Genomic DNA, 22,861 nt, shown 5'->3' on the forward strand with positions numbered 1-22,861 from the left:
ATGGCACAAACTGTTGCGCCTGTTGTAAACAATGCCAACCTTGAAATGGATGCCAACCAAACCGAAAACTATGCCCGCTTGATTTTTAAATGGCAGGTGCCACGGTCCGACAGGATTAAAGCAAAGCAAATGTCATCATTGCTGGAGCTTGAACTTCCAGCAACTACGAATGCGGACCCTGCTGTATTAAAAACCCGTGCCGGTGAATTTGTGGTTGGTAGTGCACTATCAGCGGATAAAAAGACACTACGACTTGCTTTGGCACATGACGTGCGGGTCGAAATTTCAAAACATGGTAATTATGATGTGGTTGACCTTGTTTTAAAGGGCAGGCCGTCACCGGGGAAATTTAACCCAAATAAAAAAGAAACCCAAAAAGTTTCTGAAATTGAAGAATTACTTAAACCAAAAGAACAGCAAACCGATACTTTAAGCCAAAAACTTATAAACCGCCCTGCGCCTAAGGGCGCGCGCGTCTTATCGGTTGATGCGGCACAATCAAAATTATTTACGCGTATCACAATTAATGGGGTTAATGCCAATCCATTATTTGCCCGCAAGGGGGATAGGGTTGCACTAACGATACCTGGTATTTACGCGCTAGATATTGGCGAATTGCGCGCAAGTCTGCCAAAACGTGTAACCGATTTGGTGCGCTATAATGATAATAAATATACATCAGTGGTTATGGATGTAGCCCCGGGTTCTGTGGTTCGCAAAGGAAGCGATAGGGGAAAGGTTTATGTTGATATTTTCCCACCTGGAACCAATCTTGATGCACCAGATGCGTCAACAATTGAACGTGAAAATGGGAAAAATGACGGAAACGTTGATGCCAAAGCGGAAAAAAATGATATTCCTGATGCAATGGATCATGGTGAGAATGCATCCATTGAAAAGAAATTACCGCTTAATGATGCCGCCGATAAAAATGGCGCAACCGAATTTACCCAAGCCGAAGAATATAAGCCGCCTGAATACCATGACCCTGCACCAAGCGGTGTAGTTAAGGTTATTAATCGTCAGATTGGTTCAGACTATGTTTTGGATTTTGGGTTTGATGATAATGCGCCGGCGGCAATTTTCCGCCGCGGGGCAAATATTTTCATTCTTTTTGGCACGAATGCAAAATTCAATATTGATGCCGTAAAGAAAAGTAATCTTTATAACGCGATTACACCGGTTTCTGGTGACGGCGTTGCCGGCGTGAAAATCACTGCCGCTGATAATATTGCTGCAACACCGGCTGCCCTTGGGAAACATTGGATTGTTACCATTGCCCCAAAAGCGCCCAAAGATATGCGCACGATATTAATCAAGGGCGAAAAAACACCTGATGGGGCAAGTCGTTTAAAAGCAACTGTTCCAGATGCTGTTACCACCGGAAGCATTAATGACACCGATGTTGGTGATACAATTCTGGTTGGTATGTCATACGGTCCGCCAAGTGCGTTGATGCAACAACGCTCATACCTAGAAGCAAGTTTCCTTCCAACATATCATGGTTTGGCGGTTATTCCGCGTACCGAAGATATGGGAATAAAACTCGCGATGGATGGGTTCGTAATTGACCGCCCACATGGCATGGAACTTTCCAATACTTTTGCCGCTGGAGAAGATGACACACAAAATCATTCAGTGGTTTCAGCCCCAGGTTTTGTTGATTTTGTAAAATGGCGCCTTGGTCCCATGGCAGATTTCACAAACAATTTGCAAAAATTACGACAAATCGCGTCTAATGAGATTGATGACAATACCAAAGGTATTCAGGCGCAAATAAATCTTGCCCGTTTTTATCTCGCTTGGGAAATGGGTGAGGAGGCCTTGGGGGTCGTAAAAGTATTGCGTTCAATGCACCCAGAGCAGCAGAACGACCCCGAATTACTTGCGATGATGGGTATTGCCCAAACCATGATGGGGCGCGGGCGCGAGGCATTGCAAACTTTGAATTCACTTGAATTAAAAGATGATGCAGCGTCACATCTATGGGCAACAATTGCGGCAATGGATGCCGGTAATCCCGAAGAGGCCACCAAACAGTTTGAACAAGGCGCACCTGCACTTGAAACTTTTTCAAAAGATTATCAGGCAAAATTTGTTCTTGCTGATGCAATGGCATCGCTACAAACCAAGGATTATGCCGGCGCAGTTTTAAGTGCGAAAAAGGCAAATGAACTTGCAGGTGACCCACATACCAAAGAAATGGCCCGCCTAATTGAGGCACAGTCAGAAGGTGAGTTGGGGCAATTTGATGGCGCATTACAAACCTTGCAAGAGCTTGCAAAATCAATTTTCCCAGATATTTCTGCGCGTGCCCAATATGCAAGTGCGATGATGGGTGTGGAAAAAGATCCATCGACCCGCAATGAAGCAATTAAAACCCTTGATTCACTTCGTTATATGTGGCGCGGTGATGATTTGGAAATTGATATACTTCGCAATTTAGGTGAGCTTTATATTGAGGCGGGTGACATTCGCTCTGGCTTATCTATTCTTGCTAGCGCATCGACTTTGCGACCGGATTTACAAGCATCACGTGATTTGCGCGATGTTTTATCACGGCAATTTAAATATCTGTTCCTTGATGGTGGTGCGGATGGTATGGATAGTGTGCAGGCGCTTGCGCTATTCTATGACTTCCGTAATCTAACCCCAGTTGGTCCAGAAGGCGATATGATGGTGCGCGGTCTTGCGGACAAATTGGTCGCGCTTGATTTATTGCCACAGGCCGAAGAATTATTATCACACCAAGTTGAAAAAAGGTTGCAAGGCTTTACCAAGGCGCAGGTTGCGACCGACCTTGCGGCAATCTATTTAATCGATAAAAACCCTGAAAAAGCGCTTTATACAATTGGTGCAAGTCGGGTTGCCGATTTACCGGAAAATTTAAACCACTATCGCAGAATGATAGAGGCAATCGCACTAACCGATTTGGGGCGCAATGATCACGCCCTAGAATTAATCGAGTTTGATAAAACCAGTGACGCAGATAAAATTCGTGCCGAGGTTTATTGGCGCCAAGGCGATATGCAGCAAGCATCGCTATATGCGAATAAAAATCTGCCACGTCCTGCACTTAAATTTTCGCCTAATGCAGCGTCTGATGTATTGCGTGCGGCATTGGCGAAATCATTATCTGGCGATCGTGCGGGTGCAATGGCAATGGCACGTTCATATGGACCGGGTATGAATAATACTGAATTTGCCCCTGCGTTTAATGTGGTGACATCGGAAAATATTCCGACGCCAGATGCAATTAAAACTGCGGTTGATTCGGTGCGTGGTTCGTCACCATTCTATAATGTGATTGAAAGCGTTCGCGATGGTGTACAGAGATTGCGTGAACCAGAGGGCAATCAATATGCCGCCGCTGTCCCTAATATCCCAACTGATGGCAATCCAATGGGTTTAAATGTGCGCCCTAATCCGATGCAAAATGTGCAGGATATTGCCAAAGAAATGATGAATGCAACCCAAGAAGTTGCCGCAAAGACCTTTGGCAAAGCGGGTAATAATGCCGAGCAATCCAAGCCAAAACCAATCGCGCAAACCCAAAACTCGCCCCAAAGTCTGAACCGTGCACCTGAAAAACGACCTGCACCCGTAGCCAAAAAACCAGTGACAACTGCGCAAAAAGCTAATCCACCAAAAAATAATTTGGCGGCAAACAAACAAGAACGTAAACCATTTGGATTGCAAGCGCCCAAAGATCCGCCAATTACTGCGGTTGGGCGTTAGGAACGTTAATATTTAACGTCTGCTATAAATTGCATAAAATTTGCAATTATTTCATTTGAATTAACTTGATGTTCACCTTAATCTTTCATTGCTTATAAATTATAATATTTGGTGCGGATAGCGATTAATGACTATTAAGGGTAAACGTGTTGCGGTTTTAAAAGGTGGCTGGTCGAGTGAACGTCCAGTTTCACTGGTGTCTGGCAAGGAATGTGCCGACGCTTGCCGTCGTTTGGGTGCCGAAGTTATTGAAATCGATGTATCACGCGATATTGTAAACCAATTAAAAGCCGCCAAGCCTGATATTGCTTTTAATGCACTTCATGGACAATGGGGTGAGGATGGTAAGATTCAATCCGTCCTTGAAATCCTTGAAATTCCTTATACACATTCTGGTGTGCTTGCCTCTGCATTGGCGATGGATAAAGAAAAAGCCAAAATTATCATGCAAACCGTTGGCATTGATGTGCCAAATGGCAAGGTTATGAGCCGCTTTGAAGCCGCCAAAGAACACCCAATGCCTACACCATATGTGGTTAAACCAAATGCTGATGGTTCATCTTTTGGTGTGTTTATTGTGCGTGAAGGCGAAAACCGCCCGCCCCAAAAACTTCTTGATAAAGATTGGCATTGTGGTGACGATGTCTTGGTTGAAGAATTTATCAAGGGTCGTGAATTTACCTGTGTTGTTATGGCTAATGAATGTATTGGCGTAACCGAAATCAAAACCAATCATGAATTTTATGATTATGACGCCAAATATTCCGATGGTGGTTCTTGGCACGTTGTAAATCCAGACGATATTCCACCTGAAGCCGTGGCTATTATGAAAGAAAATGCGCTAAAGGCGCATAAGGTTCTTGGCTGCCGTGGTGTTACGCGCACTGATTTCCGCTATGACCCGACAAATGGTCGTGTGGTTGCATTAGAAGTTAATACCCAACCAGGTATGACACCAACCTCTTTAGCGCCAGAACAAGCGGCTGCAAAAGGGGTGTCATTTGATGAATTGGTTAAATGGATATTGGAGGATGCATCATGTCTCAGATAAGACGCGTCCCCCGTTATGGTGCGGGTGTTCGCGGTAAATCACAAAGCCGACCACCAAAACGCCGCCAAAATCGCAATGTTCGTCATCAGCCGCAAGGCTGGTCAATGAAACTTGGCGCATGGGCGCACGCAAGGCTTCGTGAGGCACAATATGAAAGTGTTTCGCGTAAAGTAATTCAGGGTGCAATCATTGGTCTGGTTGCGCTTATGGTTGTTGGTCTATCGGTTGCCTTTGGTGTATTTGAAAAAACTGGTGCATTCATTAGCGAAAAATCGGCGAATGCGACCCGTTATGCCGGACTATCTGTGCACCGTGTTGAAATTACTGGCTTTACTGGTCATACAATAACTGATGGCCAAAAGGCAGAGGTTGCAGCAATTGCCGGCATTCCAAATGATGAAATCATGTTTAACCTTTCACCCAATGAAATTAGAGATCGTATTATGGTCTTGCCATGGGTTGAAAATGTTATGGTTCGCCGCCTTTGGCCTGATAATGTTCAAATATTAATCAAGCCACGTGAAGCCAACGCCGTTTGGCAAGAAAATGGTACATTACAATATATGGATGCACAGGGTCGCAAACTCGGACCTGCGGATCCGCAAAAAGTAAAAGGCTTGCCTTTGGTAATCGGACAAAATGCCGGCCCACATGCCAGCGAGCTTTTTGCATCTTTAGAAAGACATTCAGAAGTTTCTAAACACGTTTATGCAATGATACGCGTTGCAGATCGTCGTTGGAACCTTCGCCTAAAAGGCGGGGGAGAGGTCTTGTTACCGGAAGATAACACCGAACAAGCCCTCGATGAACTTGAAAAATTACATCAACAATATCAAATCCTCGATAGGGATTTTGCGCGTCTCGATGTCAGAAAGACCGGGGCTATAATTATCCGACCCAAAGCAGAAGCAAACGGATCGAATATTCAAAATACATAATTTTGGGTAGAATATGTCGTCTGTGGAAAGCCGTTCTCGCACTCAAACACGCGAGCAAATACAATTATCACCTTTAATCGCCGCCTTGGATATTGGCGCGTCTAAAATCACATGCTTTGTTGCACGCAGCACGCAGGATTTAGGGCCAACAAGGGTATTAGGCGTTGGCTCTTTGCCTTCGCGCGGGGTTAAAAATGGCAATATAACCGACCTTGAAGCGGTGGAGAAAACCATACGTCAGGTTTTTGAAAGTGCCGAAGCAATGGCGGGAATTGGTGTTTCTGACGTTGTGGTTTCGGTCTCTGGCTTTGGTCTTAAAACCGAACATGGTTTTGGTGAAATTATTATGCCTGCGGGAACTATTGGCGAAAAAGAACGCCGCCGCGTGGTCGCCAATGCCATTCAAAATAAAAAGTTTGAAGGCCGTCATATTATCCATGTTACCCCAGTTTATTTTAAATTAGATGGCAATATTGTTAAAGAGCCATTGGGAATGGTTGGGCGCAAACTTGAAGTAGTCGCCACAATCGTAACTATTCCAGTTTCTGTTTGGAATAATATTGTGCTTTGTGTGGCGCGTACTAACCGCCATGTGATGGAAGTTATCGCCGCACCTTATGCTTCTTCATTATCCGTATTGGCGGAAGATGAATTGGAAAGTGGTGCATTGGTGGTTGAAATGGGTGCAAAATCGACAACTGCGGCACTATTCCAAAATGGTTCATTGGCGCATGTTGATGCGGTTCCAATTGGTTCAGACCACATCACACAGGATATTGCACAATATTTTGAAACTTCGGCTGCGGTTGCGGAAAAGCTTAAAATCGTTCTTGGTTCAGCTATCGCAAGTTTGAATGAAGAAGAGCAGATGATTGATGTGCAACGTTTTGACGATAATGGAAACCTTGTCTGTTCACGTGCGCCACGTTCATTTGTAACCGGCATTGTCCGCCCACGGGTTGAAGAAACTTTGGAATTATTGCGCGATCGCCTTGCGTCACGTGGTATTGATAAGTCAATCTATGGCAGACGTATCGTGCTTACTGGCGGCGGCGCGCAGTTAAACGGTGTACGTGAGCTGGCGGCAAGGGTCTTTGAAGGCCATGTTCGTGTTGGTCGTCCGCAGCGCTTTGTCGGGCTTGGGGATGCGGTTTCCGGACCTGCATTCGCGGTATGCTCTGGCCTATTGCGCTGGGGTATTGATAAGCCGACTGACGTAACCAAGATTGCCCATGAAATGCAACAGGCACACCAACACCCAATCTTAAAAGCAATGAATTGGGTGAAGGAAGTGTTTTGGTAAATTACCAATCCCGCCTTCGTGCCTTTGGCACTCACTTGGTCGGGTAGTTCAAACTGTAAAGATTTTTTGAAAAACGCGGTTTCCAAAAAATCTTTGCATATACATTTAAAAAGGCTTGGCATTGCCAAGCCTTTTGCTTTTAATTCCTAATTTTTTATTTTATTCTGGCAATCCAGCCGCCGTTTGAAGAAGGCATGGCGCGGATGATTTCACCAGTTTTAAGTTTCTCACGCAATAATTTACCAACAGGCTGGAATAGGGTTTGCTTACCATCGGCCTGCGCCAAGCCAAAACTAAACCATATTTTTGCCAATTTATTCGCTTTGGCAGAATTAATGGCATCGACAACAGCAGCCGATGCTTGGTCAATATCCATGTTTTCAAGATTAATTATTAAATCAACTTGATGGTTTTCGCTTAATAGCCCCATCCCGTCACTATCTGAAACATCGTTAACCATAGGTTTGAAACTCCCGCCAATAAATTAAGTCTTTATAAAGTGTTTGGTAATTTTTCAATAACAAAGGTTTATTTCGCGTTACCAACTATTGCTTTGTAAACCACTTGTTCACTGAAATACCCTGCATTTTAAGTGTTTTTAAATATTTTGGAAACCTCTGATTCACCATTAGGGGGCAAATTACTATTTATCGAAGGTCGCAAAGATTTTTGAAAATTAACCAAAAAGAATAAAAAACCAACGCCAGAAAGTGTTGGTATGTGTGGAAAAGGATAGAATATGTTAAACTCTGCAATGGCTATTGAAGCAAAAGAAGACATCTTGGGCGATTTATTTGCAAAAGGTCTAAGCGCATCTACCGGCGTTGGCGCTGAGCTAGATTTAGTAGAAGCACACAAATGGTTTAATATCGCGGCATTAAAAGGAAATATCGAAGCACGTATGCGTCGTGTTGAGCTTGCCGAAATCATGACTGAAAATCAAATTTCTGCTGCGCAAAAAGCTGCGCGCGATTGGTTGTCACGCGCCAAAAACTAGTTTCAAAAAAATTGCGTAAAAACAATTATTTCTGAAATATTTTTACTTGCTTTTAATATACTTAAGATAAGTATGTCATAAATTATTTAAAAGCGGGTGCGTAATGCTGAAGCATCTTTTACGAAACCAAAGGGGAAACACTGCTGTTTTATTTATATTGTTCGCGCCGGTCGGCATGATGATGATCGGTAGTGCAATTGATATAAGCATTACATTCTCCTCCAAAGTTAAATTACAAGCGGCAGTTGATGCAGCGATACTCGATACTGCATCACGTTACAAAAAACCGACTGAAAGCGCTAAAGATGCGGCTGATAAGAGCTTGCAATTATCGCTTAAAGACACTGAAATTAGTGATCTTCAAACCTCATTGAATGGCGAAAAAACCGCTATTGGTGACCAATTAAACTATACCGCGACCGCAAAACAGCAAACCTATTTCATGAAATTTATAGGTGTTGGCTATCTAAATGTTAAGGGTGCGGCATCGGCAATTGCCCGTTCACAAGGGGCAGAAGTTGTTTTCGTTCTTGATACGACTGCCTCTATGGCCGAAAATAGCAAAATCACATCATTAAAATCTGCAGTTGGTGAGGCGTTAAACCTCATCCTTGATGAAGACGGTAAAAATAGCGATGGTATTAAAGTTGGCGTTGTTCCATTTAATACGCAGGTAAAAGTCGCACCATCTTCTTCTTATGCCTGGGTAAATTACGGACAGGCACAAATTTATCAATATTGCGATTATTTGAAATCAGGGGTTTGGCCACAATGCCCGATATATTGGTATAATGTTGACGCATTATGTTATGATTATGCCGCAGGAAGTGCAGATAGAAATACCTGCGAGGCAAACTCCAAAGTTTACGATAAATCTTATTCTTCTGGCGCAAATTATTATTACGACCAATATGTAAAGTCATACGTGCCCAAAGGTGGCGGTGGTTATGATGTTAGGATTCATAGAATTCTCTACACTTGGACTAATTCAACATGGACATTAACCGGAACTGATGAAACTGGCCCAAAATATGCTTGGGTTGGGGGAACATCATCCTTTGCAAGCGAACAGAATTTAGACGTTCTTAATACAACAAATTTATCTGATTATAATTCTGTGCCATCTGGTGGCTATAAAGCAAATCCAAAAACTGGTTGGATTTATGATGCCCGTTATAGCACAAGTAACAAGCAACCCTATGTTAAATATGGCGACAATTGGTTTACCTCTGGCTATGGGGCTAAAGCAATGCAAACCTATACATATACGGCGTATAATAGTGTGAAACGTCGCAAAGTTTTACCCGCTGCACCCGATTATAGAAGCCAATGGGCAGGTTGCTTGATTGACAGAAATCAGAATTATGACGTTCTTTCAACGCCATATACTTCGGCAAATTTGAACACACAATATATTGCCCGCCCATGCGATGATGAACCGCTCGACACTGTTTTGGGGCTTACCGATGATATTGATACAGTGCGCACAAAAGTAAATGCCTTACAAACCGCAGGTTATACCAACATCACAATCGGTATGCAGATGGGGCTTGAGGTATTATCAAACCCCGAACCATACACCGGCGGCGTTGATTTTGGTGACAAGGAATACGGCAAATATATGATTTTGGTAACAGACGGTTACAATAATAAAAACCGTTTTACTTCAACAGTTGCCGATATTGATGCAAGAACCGCCAAAGTTTGCCAAGAGGCAAAAGATAAAAAGGTAACAGTGTTTGTTATTCGTCTTGAAGAAGGCAATAGCGAATTGTTAAAAAGCTGTGCAACAACACCGCCATATTATTATGATCTTTCAAGTTCGACCCAATTGAAAGATACTCTGCAAAGCGTATTTTCAAAAATCAATGAACTTCGCTTGACCAAATAATTAATAGGTTCTGCCGCCATTAATTGAATAATTGAATCCAACTGTGATTGGTAATGCTTCACGTATAAATTGTTGTGTAAAAAGGCCAACTTCAGAAATTTTGGAACGTGGGACCCAAACAATATCAAACCGTCTTAGGCGTGGTAAATCACTAAAGCCGCCGTCTTTGGCAAAAATGGTTTTAAGGTCATAGGTGCGCATGAATGGTTGTCCACCGGCACCACGCCGCATAACGACAACATCCTCACGCTTTGCGCTGTTTAAGAAGCCGCCGGCAAGAATTATTGCCTGTACTGGATCAATTTCACCATTAATATCGTAAATACCGGGTTTTGCCACCTCGCCACCAACGAATAATTTTTGTGAAACAAAGGTTTTTGGTGTTATGAAAACCTGTGGATTACGAAGTTGGCTGGCATAAAGGTTCATAATTGCCTGTTTAACTTCTTCTGGTGTGCGGTCTGCAACCATTATGGATGGCAATAATGTTGGCGTAATGCGACCATCAGGGGCAACGATTACAGATTTTGTAAGCTCAGGCGCGGATGGAACGCTAATTTCAATTTCGTCACCAGGATAAAAGCGATATGAATCATCAACCTCGGTCCAGGTTGGGAATGGTGGGGTTTGTGGGAAATATTCAGTTGGAACAGGATCAGGCGTTGGAAAATGGCGTGCTTCCTTGGCAACACCCTTGTACATATTGCCGGACATGCAGCCCGATAAAGTAAAAGCAGATGTTGATAAAAGCCCCAATAATAAACTTCTGCGCTTTAACATTTCCGACTCACAAATGAATATATCAAATTACTATCTTTATTTACCTTTTATCCCTAATAAACGGTTAATTTCTTTAAATATTAATTAGTCATTAACGATTAAAGTGCAAATCTTAACTTTAGAGAATCACAATGTGGGGAAGGACGCAAAAGGCGTCTGTTGAATTTATGAGCGTAAACCGGTCAGGCACAGGAAATGATTATAAATCCTATGGCGCGCGCCCGCAGCCGAGCCTTGGCGACTGGATGAAAATGCTTCTAAAAGAAGTATGGCTCATGCTTGCTATATTCTCTATAATTGCGATACTTGGTATCGCTTTTGCAATGACAATGCAGAAAAAATACACTGCCGAAGCCCGCCTATCTGTATTGGTTGGTGATGAATATATATACATGTCAAATGCCGGCGCAAACGCAACAGGCGAGGGGGCAACCCCGAAACAAGAACAAATCGTTCAATCGGAAATCGAAGTTTTGACATCCGCACCGGTTGCAACCCGCACGGTACAGGCAATTGGTCTTGATAAATTATTTCCGCCCAAAGCCGATGATAAATCTGAAAAAGCGCTTAATCCAGAAGCGAAGTTTAATACTGGCGTTGAAAAATTACGCCGTGAATTTGGTGCATCATCAACTCCAAACACAACGGTTATCCACCTTTATATGAGCAATAAAGACCCGCAAATGGCGGCTTTATCGCTCAATAAAATGATTGACGAATACCTTGTATATCGACGCCAAGTATTGTTTGAAAACCGCACCCCGGGTTTTCAGGAACAAAAAGACGAATTCTCTAGACAGCTTGAAGTGGTTAACGGTCAAATCAGTGCGTTTTTAAAAGCAAACGGTGTTTCCGATTATGAGGCAGAACGTACTGCGCTTCAAACATTGCTTGCAAATACACGCCAAGAATTATTAAGCACAACCACAAAATTATATGAATCTGAAGGTCGTTATAGCTCGACCTCAAGCACTTATTCGCAAATTCCGTCTGAAGTAAGATTGTCGTTTGAAACTGATAATTCTAAAAAACGCCTTGAATTACAGCAACAATTATCAGATCTTTTAACCCGTTATACCGATAATGCGCAGCCAGTCGTTGAAATGAAAAAACGTATTGCTGCATTGGATGGGGTTATAAATTCAGATGATGGCAGACGTGCTGGTGTTATTCGTACCGGTCCAAACCCTGTTAAAGATTCACTTGCCACCGACAAAGCCCGCAATCAGGCAGAGGTGCAGGCAATGCGCGAACGTCGTGATATTCTTGCCCAACAAGTTGCACAATTAGAGGCGCGCGCAATGGCGTTGGCGGCGGTAAAACCTCAATATGAAGACTTGCTACGCCGTAAAGCGGTACTTGAAGATCAAGTAAAACAATTCTCAAACCGTGAGGCCACAGCCCGCGCACAAATCGAACTTGCGCAAACTTCAAGCGACAATATTCGTATTATTGAACGTGCCGTTGTTCCGACCAAAGGCAGAAGCATGAAGAAAGTTGCGCTAATTGGTTCGGTGCTATTTGCGGCATTTACTGCACTGCTTGCTGGGATATTGCGTGCTCTTTTGCGGAATAATGCACCGGCACCACGCGCAGTGGTTAGAAACCTTGGTTTGCCTGTGCTTGCAACTGTTGCCAGATAATACGTGATTAACATTCACAACACTTGAAAATAAAGTAAATCAGTTCATTAAATATCTATAATTACTTGGTGCACACAGGTAAATAGGTAGCATATGGCGGATATTGGCGATCAGTTACATAATGTTTGGGCAGCGATAAGCGCCAATATTAGGGGTAGGGGTGCGAATGTTATGTTCATCTCTGCCAACGCATCTGATGGATGCGATGATATTGCGTGTGCATTCGCCAAACTTGCTGCCAAACGTGCCGCAAAGCCAGTGCTTTTGTTGGATTTGGATTTTGTCAATAATAACCAATATCACAAGCTGGGTGGCGGAAAATTTAAATGGCAAGGGCCTTTCGACCTTAGCATGTCGGTAAAACCGTTTTGGCGCCTTATACCGCATCGCCGCGAAAATGCTGATACCGAAAAGAAATTATTGGTTGGATACCGTGTTGGTAATTCAAAACTATTTGTTTCACGTCTGCGCCAAGAAAAAGTTGAGGAAGCGCAATCAATCCAAATTGGACCCAATATAAATTATTGGAATAGCTTAAAAGGGGCGTTTGAACTAAATATTGTTGATGCCCCACCGCTTGAATATTCTGCGGCAGGGCTTGCGATTGTGTCTGATATGGATGCGGTTATTTTGGTAATTGATGCCGATGCCGACCCCGAAAGTGCAATTGAATTGCGTGATAATATTCACAAACGCGGCGGAAATATTATTGGGGTAATTATGGTCGAAAATAATCAATCCCAAAATAAAAGAGTGGCGGGCGCGGCATAGATTATCTGATTAAATACCAATATATCTAAAATAATAGAATCGTGCGAATTCACAACAATTCAAGAAATTCCAGCAAAATCACCAATTACATCAAATGGCGAATACAAGGCAAAAAAGAAACCTAAATCATAATATTCCGCCCAATAAAAATGGCGGCAATACTTTGTCGTCGCAAAATAAAAAGCAACAAGAATTAGATTTCACCACAGATACATTCTTCATTCTTGCCGTGTTTTTGGTTTTATCATCGGGTTTTTGGCAGGCGATTACACTAAAACTTGGATTTATGGCGCAAAGCGATGTTAATGTTATAAAACTGCTTGTGCAATCGGCGATATGTGCACTTTGTTTTGTGCCAATTGCAATATATTGGGAAAAAGTCCGCCAATTATTCGTGCCATTATTTCCGGTTGGTGTGGCGATGTTAATGATTGCAACTTCGGCAATCTGGTCTTTAGAACATGCAAATTCAACCCGCGACACGGTTGTTTTATTTTTGATGTTTTGCGCGGCGCTTGGGATAGTTTTGCATTTAACTCGTTATAAATTAATTGCCTTGATGACAATTGCCCTTGTTACAAGCCTTTTATTACAATTTATGGCACAAGCGGTTTCAGGTAATTTGGGCAATTTACATTTCAAAGATTCTGAAATGGCGTTGTGTTTGGCAATGGCGATTATGGCATTCACTTATAATCGCCCGTCAAAAATATTATGGCTTATGATTGCGGCTTTGGTGTTTTTGGTTGGCATAATTATAAATGAAAAACAGGTTTATATTGTTGCGATAGTTTCGCTTATTGTCGCGATTATGCACCGCCTAAGCCTTGGGATAAAAGATAGGAATTTTTATATCGCAAGCCAATTTGTAAATATTATCGGCCTCTTTACAGTATTAGTCTTGTTTTATGGCGTTGATCGCTTGGGACAAGTTTTTTATTTATTAGCACAGATGGACGGCAATTCATTAATAGGTAATGGCTTTTCAGGTGAGGGGCAGACCATATTGCTTAGCTTTGTTAATGGTCTTGGGCTTTTGGGCTTTATGCTTGGGCTATTATTTCTTGCCTATATTATTGGTGGTGTTTTGGTAAAAACTAATTGCGGCCTTGGCATGAAAATGTTTGAATTTTCACTGATTGCCATAATTCTAGGAAATAGCGGCGGCATATCAACCTTTGGCTTGGTGATGTTGGCTTTATTTATTGCGGTATGTTTGAATATTTTACCGTCTGCACCTAATCGGGCTATTTAAGCGCATATGCAGCCCAAATACCACGCCATAGACGCGCTGAAAAACTGCGTATTTTATCGGGCGCATTTTGACATGTTGCGATTTGCTTAGTTAATGCAGCCAAAAGACCCAAAAATGGAAGTTTTGAAAGCATAATAGCAAGTTTCGCACTCTTAACATTTGCCATTTGCGGGTGGTTTTCAAGAATATATTTGAAATTTGGCCCCGCCTTCTTTAATTTTTCCAAAAGTACGTCGGCATCATCAAGTCCAAGATGGGTTGCGGTAATGTCAACATGGGTAACTTTGAAACCAGCCTCATCGGCGCGTAATGCCCAATCGGTATCTTCCCAGCCCCAGCCTTTAAAGCCGGTGTCAAAAGGCACTTTTTCCATAATGTCACGCCGCACTAAAAGGTTGGATGTTGCAACCGCCTGTGCGCCACGTTCAGCGCGTATATTGGCGGGTTCGCAATCGCTTTTGGCAGCCAATGCGCGGGCAAGACGGTTTTCTTTGGTGATTGGCGCTTGTTTAATAGTATAGCCGCCATAGGTAATTTCGGGCGCCTTATTTAAATATTCAAGCCATTTGCCAATAAAGTCATCATCGTCCGGCAACATGTCGGAATCAAGGAATAATATATATTCACCCACCGAATGTTTTATTAACTGATTACGGGCAAAGGAACGACCATTGTTTTCGGCAAAATCATAATATTTAGCAGGAATTGGAAATTGCTTTATGAAACCAGCAATTTTTTCTGATAAAGCAATGTCTCCAGAGCCGTCATTAACTACAACAAGCTCGATGCTATCCGAGAAGTTTCCATTTGTAACTTCGGATAATAGGCGCGCCAAAAGTGGGGAGGGGTCGTTTTTATATACCGGCGTAACAATGGATATTGCCGGATTTTGCTTATTTGCAATTTCATTGGTTAAAAGGGTGAATTTATCCGGCATTTAGTTTCCCTTTTAATTTGGTGAAAATTTCAAGCGCATGCCCACGGAAATTGGCAAAGTTTAAAATTACTGCTGCTGTGCCATAGGTAATTGCGCCGACAGTTGCTTTTACAAATAATTCTAAAAAACCGCCCAAACGCCCAACCATCATAACCGCAAGCGCCATAAGAACACATGAAACCCCAACTTTGGCAATATCAAGCCAAGGGATTGGCATTTTAATATATTTGCGCCCGCGCAGTGCCAAAATCACCATTCCGATGAAATATGCGATAATGGTTGACCATGCAGCCCCCATAATTCCCATTTTTGGCAAAAGGATAATGTTTAAAACCATGTTCAAAATTGCGGGAATTGTCATGATTATTGCGCGTTCAAAAACTTTACGCGAAATCACAAAGGCATCTGAGAAATAATCGCTTAAGCCCCAAAATAACGCCCCGGCGGCAATATATGGCGTAATTTGTGCAGCTGGCGCGCGTAAACTCTCACCAATTAAAATATCAGCAAGCGGCTTTGAAACCAATGCAATGCCAACCGCCGCCGGCACCCCAATTGCCACCCGCAGGTTACAGCTATTGATGGCGGCAATTTTGAAATCTTCTTTTGTCCCTTTTTCAAAGGCAGAAACCAAAAGCGGAAAGCCAACCCCTGTAATGTATACAAATAATATATCCAAAATTCGGGCGGCAATTTGATAGCCCGCCGAATAAACCCCAACCGCCGCATCATCAAGGAAGTATGCAATAAAATACCTATCGCCAACCGATAACGCGGTCGCAAGTAATAGGCCGCCCGAAATGCCCCAGCCAAAATGGAAATATTCTTTGGCTAGTTTTATCTCAAACTTACCGCCATTTGACAGTTTTTTCAAAAACGGCCCTTCGATAACAAGTGCCATTGCGGCGGCAACCATTGTGGCGATGAATGGACCTTCTTCTTTTAGGTTTAACCAAACGACAAAGACCGCAGTTAAGGCAAAACCCGCCAATGTATTAAAGGTTTCAACCATTGAATAGTGCATGGATTCAAGGTTCATACGGCGGGTTTCAAGTGCGATTTTCAAAAGTGATCGTACAATTGAACCACCAAAAGCGGCTGCCAGCGCCAGTTTAACGTTCATATCCCCAGGATAAAAAATGCTAACCAATGCCCCCAAAACCACAAATAATGCGGCATTAAAGGTAAAGGCAACAATTAGGGTTTTGAAATGATTGTTTATTTCCCCATTTGCTTCGGCACGGGCATAAAAACGTGCGGCGGCGGCTTCGGCCCAATTCATTACAATATAATGGGCAATGGTCATGGTGGTAAAGATTAGCGAAAACCGCCCATATTCGGCATCTGTTAAAAGACGCGTCAATATTGCCACCGTCCCAAAGCTTGCGATGGCTTGGGCAATGTTTGGCATTAAATAGGCGAGTAAGTGCTTCTTCAGCATTAGCGGATTTTCACCTTATCCCCCAAAAGCGAAGGGATTGTCATCATAATAATATATAAATCCATCCAAAGGCCGGAGTTTTCAATATATTCAACGTCATAATTAACACGTTCTTCAACCTCTTCTGGGGTATGAACGGGGCCACGTGAACCATGAATTGCCGCCCAGCCAGTAATACCAGGTTTAATTCGGTGACGGTGTGCGTAATCAGAAACCAATTTCTCACTTAGGTCGTCGCCGGTTTTCATACCAATTGCGTGCGGGCGTGGGCCGACAAGCGACATATCACCCAAAATAACGTTAAATAATTGTGGTAACTCATCAATTGAGGTTTTTCGGATAAATTTCCCAATTTTGGTCACGCGGGGGTCGTCTTGCACAACTTGCTGCGCAGCCTGATAATCACATTGTTCAATAAACATTGAACGGAATTTGAAGCAATAAAATTCCTGATTATTAAAACCATGGCGCTTTTGTCGGAAGAAAACAGGCCCTTTACTTTCTAATTTAATTGCAATCGCGGTTGCCAGCATAATTGGGCTTAATAAAATTAATGCCATAATGCTTAGGGTTAAATCCTGCACACGCTTCCAGAATGCACGCTTCGCATCTTCAGGGCTTCCAGATACATAAGCAACCGGAAATGCGCCAAGATTGCCAATGGTTATACCATCAACCTCAAAACCCTGCATATCGATTGCCAATACCAATTTATTTGGCATCGAGCGTAGCTTTTCAGTTAGTTGGAGGACGCGTTCTTGGGCGGCACTTGAAACCGTAATTACAACACGGTCAATTGTTGGTAATTGCGACCATTCCATAAGGGCATCAAGATCACCCAATACCGGAACACCATTAATCTCTTTTGGCGCACGGCTTAGGCGGTCATCAAAAATACCTAGAAAGTTAAAATCACCACCAGCTTTTAGTTTGTTAATCAGAACCTTTGCCTGCTTGGTTGCGCCAACCACAACAATATTCATTGAGAAAAAGCCGGATTCACTTAGGCGTTTTACTACGGCTGCTGATATTGTGTGGGTTATTAATAGAATTACCCCTGCTGATGCGACCATAAAAGTGGCCTCGCCAACGGTTTCTTGCCATGGGCGTGCCGAAATGCCGGAAACCAAAAAGCCGATAACAATTGCAAGCGGCATGGCAATAACGATTGCGCCCAATGTATTTAGGAAATGTTTCAATGGGCTGGGACGTGATGTGAAATGATATAAATCATTTTCACGCGCAACCCACCATAAACCCGCCGCAGAAAATGCAAATGGCATAGTAATCGCCAAATCAGCCGATAATAAACGGTCGGCAATATAAAGGCGCAAAGTTACCGCCATTAAAAACGCAACGGCAAAAAAATCAAAAATCTCTAATGCTTTTGCAAAACCAGAACGAAATATACGCGCGCCCCGCGCAGCACGTTTTCCATGTAATGAATTTGTATTTTCCAACAAGCGTTTCGCGGTATTTGCCGACAACATATTCTTCCCCAATGGGCGCGAATATACATCTTTGTTCTAAGTAATCGGTTAATATCCTGATATTATTTACAGTTAATTTGTCGATATTTATGATAATATTTGAAAATGACTTGTGAAATAAGATGTATTGTCGATAAAGTTTATATGTATCTTGCTGAAATTTTAGTGCAATTAATCTGCCAGAATATCTTGGCATCTTAGGAATGTTCGTATAACACCATTCCGCGAGTGGAGACGTGGCCGAGAGGCTGAAGGCACTCGTTTGCTAAATGAGCGTACTCCAAAAGGGTACCGAGGGTTCGAATCCCTCCGTCTCCGCCACTTACCTGCTTTTCTGTATCATTGATTTATATCGCCTTGTTATTTTATGACTGGGTTGGTGAATCATTTTTGTTCGTGTTTTTGCATGAATTAAGCGGAGTTTATGTGAAAGCGGGCGGAAATATATTTTATTATTAGGTTGATTTTTAAAATTTTAATCTAGGTCAGCTGGGTGGTGTTTGATAGCTTGAAGGATTTGTGTCAAAAAACACAAATAATAACAATATGTTATAAAAATTGTTTTGAAAGATGCAATTATTGGGTTTGACATTTCATAATCTAGTGATAAAAGTGTCATGTTAATTTATTTTAATCAGCATTTACGTGCTGTTTTTTTTAAATACAAAATGACACCGGTATCATCGGCAATAATTTAAAATAGATAAAAAGCTTCAACGAGGGAATATTTTTTTTAAATATTATGACACCGGTGTCAGTGTGGATTTTGTCTAAATTTGCATTCAATATAAGCAAAAGACAAAATGCAAGATTAAAAAATTGGGAGGAACAAATGAAATTTCGGAGAAGTATTAAACAAAATACAAGTATTTTGGCAGTGTCGTTTGCGCTCGCGCTAACATTTGTTGGCGATGCATATGCCCAAAGTAGTGAAAAGGCGCAATCATCAGATGGCAGCGAAGTAATCGTTGTAAAAGGTATTCGTGGTTCTTTAAATAAATCGCGGGAAATCAAGCGCAAATCAGCTAACCTTGTTGAAAGTATTGTTGCCGAAGATATCGGTAAAATGCCGGATCTAAACCTTGCGGAATCCATTCAAAGGGTTCCTGGTGTGGCAATGTCGCGTGAAGGTGGTGAGGGTCGTAACATCACTTTGCGTGGTTTTAGCCCTGATTTCACACGTACCACATTAAACGGTATGGAAGTTCCGGCAAGTAGTGACGGTCTTGATAGTGGTGGGGTTACAATTAACGCGGGACGCGCGTTTGACTTCCACGTTTTCGCATCGGAATTGTTTAACCGTATTGATATTCAAAAGACCCAAAAAGCCTCTACTGAAGAGGGTGGTATTGCCGGTACTGTTGACCTTTATTCGGCACGCCCTTTTGATTTCCGTGAAGATTTTACCGCATCGGCATCGGTTCAAGGTGGCTATAATTCGCTTTCAGAAAAAGTTGACCCACGCGTTGCTGTGATGGTCAGCAAGAAGTTCCTTGATGGCAAGTTTGGGGTTTTGCTTTCTGCGGCATTATCACAAAGAACCGTGCACCAAGAAGGCTTTGCAAGCGTTCGTTGGACATCGCCTTATGTTAACGGTGATGCGTGGGATACATCACATTTAACATCTATAACCGGAACGCCGTCTAGTGCGTGTGGTGCTGCAAATGCGCTAAATTGTTTATGGGCGCCGCGTCTGCCTCGTGCCGACTTCTTTGGTAATGATCAACAACGTGAGGGTTATACGGCATCATTCCAATTTAAACCAAATGATAAGCTGCTTTTGACTTTGGATGCCCTACATTCATCATTACAGAATGACCGTTATAGCTATAATTCAATGGAATGGTTGTTGACCCATGGCCCTGCTGGCAATTTCACTGGTCAAACACCGTTATCTTTTGTGATTGGACCAGATGGTAAAACCTTGACTGCGGCAAGTTTTGATAACGTAACCTCATGGTACGAAAGCCGTCATCAAAAATCGGATTCAAAATTTAATCAAATTGTGCTTTCTGGCAAATATAATGTGAATGACAAGCTTACCATTGATGCAATGGCCGGCAGTGCAAGTGACGATGCAGATAGAACAGAACTTCGTTTCTATTATCGTTCTATTCCGCATTTCTATTCATATGATTATTCCCAAGATCCATATGTGCCAGTTGTAAGCTGGGGCACTTATGACCCAAATAAAGCAAGCAATTATATTGATGCGCTTACTGCGGCAAACCGCATAAACAATGTTAAGAAAGAAAACTTTACTAGCAAGATTGATACAACTTATACAGCCGATACATTTAATGTTAAGGCCGGCCTAAATTATAATAATCGCAAGGTTACTTATTCTGAAGGCTATGGAAACAACCCTACTGCAAGTGTTGCGCAATATACAATGCCATTCCCAATTTCTAATTTTGGTAAAGGTCTTGATGGCCCTGGTCTTGTGCCGTTCCGCGTTGCCGATTTTGATGCCATTGCTGCATCTGGATTGATTGCACCGGGATATACAACCAATATTCCTGCGGGTTGGGATGTTGGTGAAGAAACCATGGGCGCGTATGTTGAAATGAATTCGGAATATTATTTCGGCGATATGCGTTTACGTTCGAATGTTGGCTTGCGTTATGTGAAAACCAACGTGACCTCAAGTGCAATCATTAGTGGTAAGAAGGTTGAAGATAAATCGTCTTATGACAATTATTTGCCATCAATCAACCTTGCACTTGATGTAACCAAAGACGTTGTGGTTCGTGCCTCTTATGGTCGTAGCATGACACGTGCGGGCCTAAGCTCTTTGAACATTGCTGGTCCGGTATTCGGTTATACAACCCGAACCGTTGGCAATATTGGTAACCCAGAGCTTAAACCATATGAATCAAACGATATTGACCTTGGGGTTGATTGGTTCTTTGGTAAAGAAGGGCTTGTTTCGGTTGGTTTCTTCCATAAAGACATTGTACGGTCTTTAAAGACACAAATCGTAACAAAAATGATTGATCCATCTTTCTGGCCTGCGATTTATGCCGATCCACAATATGATCCATCTTATAATGCGGATCCTGCAACCGTTCCATACACATTCACCATTCCAGTGAATGACGATTCTGGTGACGCGGTTAAAGGTTTTGAATTAACCTATAACCAGCCATTCTCATTCCTTCCTGGGCCATGGTCAAAATTTGGTATTGCATCAAACTACACCCATGTATCAGCGAGCGATTCAACCGGGCTTTCACCTAATTCATACAATTTCACATTATATTATGACACCGGAAAATATGGTGCCCGTTTATCTGTGAATAAACGTGATGATTATCTATTAAGCCAACCAGGCGGCAACGGCCATCTTCAAGAAAGAAAGTTTGGTCCAACCCATGTCGATTTCTCTGCATTCTATAATATTAATGACAAACTTACCCTTAGCCTTGAGGGCATTAATATTACGGACGAGGTTGAACGTATTTATGGAACCGGTGACACTGGAACTATGGATTTAACCCGTGAATATTCGCACACTGGTGCGCAATGGTTCATCGGCGCGCGTTATCGCTTTAGATAAAATTAAATTTTCCCTATAAACTTGCTGCCGGTTTGGAGATATATTTCAAACCGGCAGACTTATAGATAAATAATTCATTCGGGAATGAACGCCATGTTAAAGCCATCTTTAATCTTACTTTCCTTGGTAACGCTTTGTTCGTGTGCCACCAAACCGGATAATGTGCGCCCGCTTGATGATAGTTACACCATCTCGCAGCGTTATGATGGCTATAAGGATAAATATGCGGGTATCGAATGGCCGGTAACTGAATTTATGGCTGGGCAAAAAGTCTATTTTGACCAGAGGTATGAAAAGATTGGCACTCGCGAACTTCGGATTGATACATTTCTTCCCCCGCCAAATATTAATAAGCACAAGGCAATTCTTTTGGTGCATGGTGGCGCGTGGCGCTCTGGTAGCAAGTCGCATTTTTATAACCTTGCAAACCGTATGGCGCAAAAGGGTTATGTGGTCTTTATACCCGAATATCGATTGTCGCCAGAAATTGGTTATCCTGCTGGTCTCTTTGATATTAATAATGCGATAGTTTGGGCAAAATCGCACGCCGCCGAATTTGATTTTGATAAAAACGAACTCGCAATTGGTGGCGCATCATCGGGCGGGCAGATGGCGGCGCTTATTGCCTATACTTATGATACAGACTTGTTCAAAGAGGCGGGGCAAGACACCAAAGTAAGTGCCTTAATCGACCTTGATGGGGTTTTGGATTTTACCACCCCGCTTGCACTTAAATATGAAAATGCCGCCAAAAGTAAATCTGTTGCCGCCAAATGGCTAGGTGGCTCAATGGAGCAAGTGCCAAATAAATGGCACGAGGCGAGCGCCACAACCCATCTTGGCAAAAATTCACCGCCAACCCTTATAATTAGTAGTGGGATTGAACGTTTTACTGCTGGCAAAGAAGAGGTTTTTCAAACCCTTAATAGCTTAAAAATTCGCAATGATTATTACGAATTCAAAGATACACCACACGATATATGGCTTTTTGAGCCGTATTTGGGCAAAATTGCAGACAAGATTGATGGCTTCCTTTCTGCGGAAACAGCAAAATGATTGGATTTATG

16 protein-coding genes and 1 tRNA gene are annotated in these 22,861 nt (G+C 42.5%); 12 read left to right on the forward strand and 5 right to left on the reverse strand.

Annotation, left to right across the window (positions count from 1 at the left end; translation table 11 throughout):
• From KXV15_RS05030 to ftsA, 4 genes are all read left to right on the forward strand, one after another.
• Positions 1-3,738 carry a tetratricopeptide repeat protein gene (locus KXV15_RS05030; protein WP_240007060.1) on the forward strand — a complete coding sequence of 1,246 codons (3,738 nt, stop codon included), beginning with the start codon at positions 1-3 and terminating at the stop codon, positions 3,736-3,738.
• A gap of 127 nt (positions 3,739-3,865) precedes the next feature.
• Positions 3,866-4,789 carry a D-alanine--D-alanine ligase gene (locus KXV15_RS05035; RefSeq protein ID WP_240007061.1) on the forward strand — a complete coding sequence of 308 codons (924 nt, stop codon included), beginning with the start codon at positions 3,866-3,868 and terminating at the stop codon, positions 4,787-4,789.
• Positions 4,777-5,727, forward strand: a complete 951-nt coding sequence (locus KXV15_RS05040) for a cell division protein FtsQ/DivIB (protein WP_240007062.1) — start codon at positions 4,777-4,779, stop codon at positions 5,725-5,727. Before KXV15_RS05035 ends, KXV15_RS05040 begins: the two co-directional genes overlap by 13 nt.
• A gap of 13 nt (positions 5,728-5,740) precedes the next feature.
• On the forward strand, positions 5,741-7,030 hold the full coding sequence (ftsA, locus tag KXV15_RS05045) for a cell division protein FtsA (RefSeq protein WP_240007063.1): 1,290 nt from the start codon (positions 5,741-5,743) through the stop codon (positions 7,028-7,030).
• Between the two features lie 154 nt (positions 7,031-7,184).
• On the opposite strand, the gene KXV15_RS05050 is transcribed toward ftsA, so the two are convergent.
• A complete protein-coding gene (locus tag KXV15_RS05050; protein WP_240007064.1) occupies positions 7,185-7,490 on the reverse strand; it encodes a hypothetical protein in 306 nt (101 codons plus the stop codon).
• A gap of 279 nt (positions 7,491-7,769) precedes the next feature.
• Here KXV15_RS05050 and KXV15_RS05055 point away from each other — a divergent pair, with 279 nt between their 5' ends.
• Together KXV15_RS05055 and KXV15_RS05060 are read left to right on the forward strand one after the other, a co-directional pair.
• Entirely contained in the window at positions 7,770-8,027 is a 258-nt protein-coding gene (locus tag KXV15_RS05055) for a sel1 repeat family protein (protein ID WP_240007065.1), read from the forward strand.
• Positions 8,028-8,130: 103 nt separating this feature from the next.
• On the forward strand, positions 8,131-9,918 hold the full coding sequence (locus KXV15_RS05060; protein ID WP_240007066.1) for a vWA domain-containing protein: 1,788 nt from the start codon (positions 8,131-8,133) through the stop codon (positions 9,916-9,918).
• Here the strand turns inward: KXV15_RS05060 and KXV15_RS05065 are convergent, their stop codons facing one another.
• Positions 9,919-10,698 carry a polysaccharide biosynthesis/export family protein gene (locus KXV15_RS05065; RefSeq protein ID WP_240007067.1) on the reverse strand — a complete coding sequence of 260 codons (780 nt, stop codon included), beginning with the start codon at positions 10,696-10,698 and terminating at the stop codon, positions 9,919-9,921. It lies immediately after the preceding gene.
• A 167-nt stretch (positions 10,699-10,865) separates the two neighbouring features.
• Between KXV15_RS05065 and KXV15_RS05070 the strand changes: the two genes are divergently transcribed.
• The 3 genes from KXV15_RS05070 to KXV15_RS05080 all read left to right on the forward strand — a co-directional run bounded on the left by KXV15_RS05070 (position 10,866) and on the right by KXV15_RS05080 (position 14,367).
• Positions 10,866-12,341, forward strand: coding sequence for a GumC family protein (locus tag KXV15_RS05070; RefSeq protein ID WP_240007068.1), 1,476 nt, complete (start codon positions 10,866-10,868; stop codon positions 12,339-12,341).
• A 171-nt stretch (positions 12,342-12,512) separates the two neighbouring features.
• A complete protein-coding gene (locus KXV15_RS05075; RefSeq protein ID WP_240007069.1) occupies positions 12,513-13,112 on the forward strand; it encodes a P-loop NTPase family protein in 600 nt (199 codons plus the stop codon).
• Positions 13,113-13,206: 94 nt separating this feature from the next.
• Entirely contained in the window at positions 13,207-14,367 is a 1,161-nt protein-coding gene (locus KXV15_RS05080; protein WP_240007070.1) for a hypothetical protein, read from the forward strand.
• Here the strand turns inward: KXV15_RS05080 and KXV15_RS05085 are convergent.
• From KXV15_RS05085 to KXV15_RS05095, 3 genes are read right to left on the reverse strand one after another with little or no spacing between them, the layout of a single operon-like run.
• Complete coding sequence (locus tag KXV15_RS05085; RefSeq protein ID WP_240007071.1) at positions 14,360-15,304, reverse strand: glycosyltransferase family 2 protein; 945 nt, start codon at positions 15,302-15,304, stop codon at positions 14,360-14,362. The two genes, KXV15_RS05080 and KXV15_RS05085, sit on opposite strands and share 8 nt — an antisense overlap.
• The gene (locus KXV15_RS05090) at positions 15,294-16,745 is read right to left on the reverse strand and encodes an oligosaccharide flippase family protein (RefSeq protein ID WP_275671547.1); all 1,452 of its coding nucleotides are present in this window, start codon (positions 16,743-16,745) and stop codon (positions 15,294-15,296) included. Before KXV15_RS05090 ends, KXV15_RS05085 begins: the two co-directional genes overlap by 11 nt.
• Positions 16,745-18,235: an exopolysaccharide biosynthesis polyprenyl glycosylphosphotransferase gene (locus KXV15_RS05095; protein ID WP_240007073.1), complete on the reverse strand. Its 1,491-nt coding sequence runs from the start codon at positions 18,233-18,235 to the stop codon at positions 16,745-16,747. The genes KXV15_RS05090 and KXV15_RS05095 overlap by 1 nt, the downstream gene beginning before the upstream one ends.
• Before the next feature lie 230 nt (positions 18,236-18,465).
• On the opposite strand from KXV15_RS05095, the gene KXV15_RS05100 reads away from it, so the two are divergent.
• The 3 genes from KXV15_RS05100 to KXV15_RS05110 all read left to right on the forward strand — a co-directional run bounded on the left by KXV15_RS05100 (position 18,466) and on the right by KXV15_RS05110 (position 22,850).
• Positions 18,466-18,556 (forward strand) — tRNA-Ser (locus KXV15_RS05100).
• 511 nt (positions 18,557-19,067) lie between these two features.
• Positions 19,068-21,794 (forward strand): TonB-dependent receptor, encoded by a 2,727-nt coding sequence (locus KXV15_RS05105; RefSeq protein ID WP_240007074.1) that lies wholly within the window; start codon positions 19,068-19,070, stop codon positions 21,792-21,794.
• Positions 21,795-21,887: 93 nt separating this feature from the next.
• Positions 21,888-22,850 (forward strand): alpha/beta hydrolase, encoded by a 963-nt coding sequence (locus tag KXV15_RS05110; RefSeq protein ID WP_240007075.1) that lies wholly within the window; start codon positions 21,888-21,890, stop codon positions 22,848-22,850.
• Positions 22,851-22,861 lie beyond the last annotated feature (11 nt).

The organism is Pseudaquidulcibacter saccharophilus (assembly GCF_019455445.1).
GTDB classification, from domain to species: domain Bacteria; phylum Pseudomonadota; class Alphaproteobacteria; order Caulobacterales; family Aquidulcibacteraceae; genus Pseudaquidulcibacter; species Pseudaquidulcibacter saccharophilus.

Coding starts and splice junctions, on each gene's coding strand:
- KXV15_RS05030 (WP_240007060.1), top strand. CDS start 1: ATGGCACAAACTGTTGCGCCTGTTGTAAACAATGCCAACCTTGAAATG.
- KXV15_RS05035 (WP_240007061.1), top strand. CDS start 3,866: ATGACTATTAAGGGTAAACGTGTTGCGGTTTTAAAAGGTGGCTGGTCG.
- KXV15_RS05040 (WP_240007062.1), top strand. CDS start 4,777: ATGTCTCAGATAAGACGCGTCCCCCGTTATGGTGCGGGTGTTCGCGGT.
- ftsA (WP_240007063.1), top strand. CDS start 5,741: ATGTCGTCTGTGGAAAGCCGTTCTCGCACTCAAACACGCGAGCAAATA.
- KXV15_RS05050 (WP_240007064.1), bottom strand. CDS start 7,490: ATGGTTAACGATGTTTCAGATAGTGACGGGATGGGGCTATTAAGCGAA.
- KXV15_RS05055 (WP_240007065.1), top strand. CDS start 7,770: ATGTTAAACTCTGCAATGGCTATTGAAGCAAAAGAAGACATCTTGGGC.
- KXV15_RS05060 (WP_240007066.1), top strand. CDS start 8,131: ATGCTGAAGCATCTTTTACGAAACCAAAGGGGAAACACTGCTGTTTTA.
- KXV15_RS05065 (WP_240007067.1), bottom strand. CDS start 10,698: ATGTTAAAGCGCAGAAGTTTATTATTGGGGCTTTTATCAACATCTGCT.
- KXV15_RS05070 (WP_240007068.1), top strand. CDS start 10,866: ATGAGCGTAAACCGGTCAGGCACAGGAAATGATTATAAATCCTATGGC.
- KXV15_RS05075 (WP_240007069.1), top strand. CDS start 12,513: ATGTTCATCTCTGCCAACGCATCTGATGGATGCGATGATATTGCGTGT.
- KXV15_RS05080 (WP_240007070.1), top strand. CDS start 13,207: ATGGCGAATACAAGGCAAAAAAGAAACCTAAATCATAATATTCCGCCC.
- KXV15_RS05085 (WP_240007071.1), bottom strand. CDS start 15,304: ATGCCGGATAAATTCACCCTTTTAACCAATGAAATTGCAAATAAGCAA.
- KXV15_RS05090 (WP_275671547.1), bottom strand. CDS start 16,745: ATGCTGAAGAAGCACTTACTCGCCTATTTAATGCCAAACATTGCCCAA.
- KXV15_RS05095 (WP_240007073.1), bottom strand. CDS start 18,235: ATGTTGTCGGCAAATACCGCGAAACGCTTGTTGGAAAATACAAATTCA.
- KXV15_RS05105 (WP_240007074.1), top strand. CDS start 19,068: ATGAAATTTCGGAGAAGTATTAAACAAAATACAAGTATTTTGGCAGTG.
- KXV15_RS05110 (WP_240007075.1), top strand. CDS start 21,888: ATGTTAAAGCCATCTTTAATCTTACTTTCCTTGGTAACGCTTTGTTCG.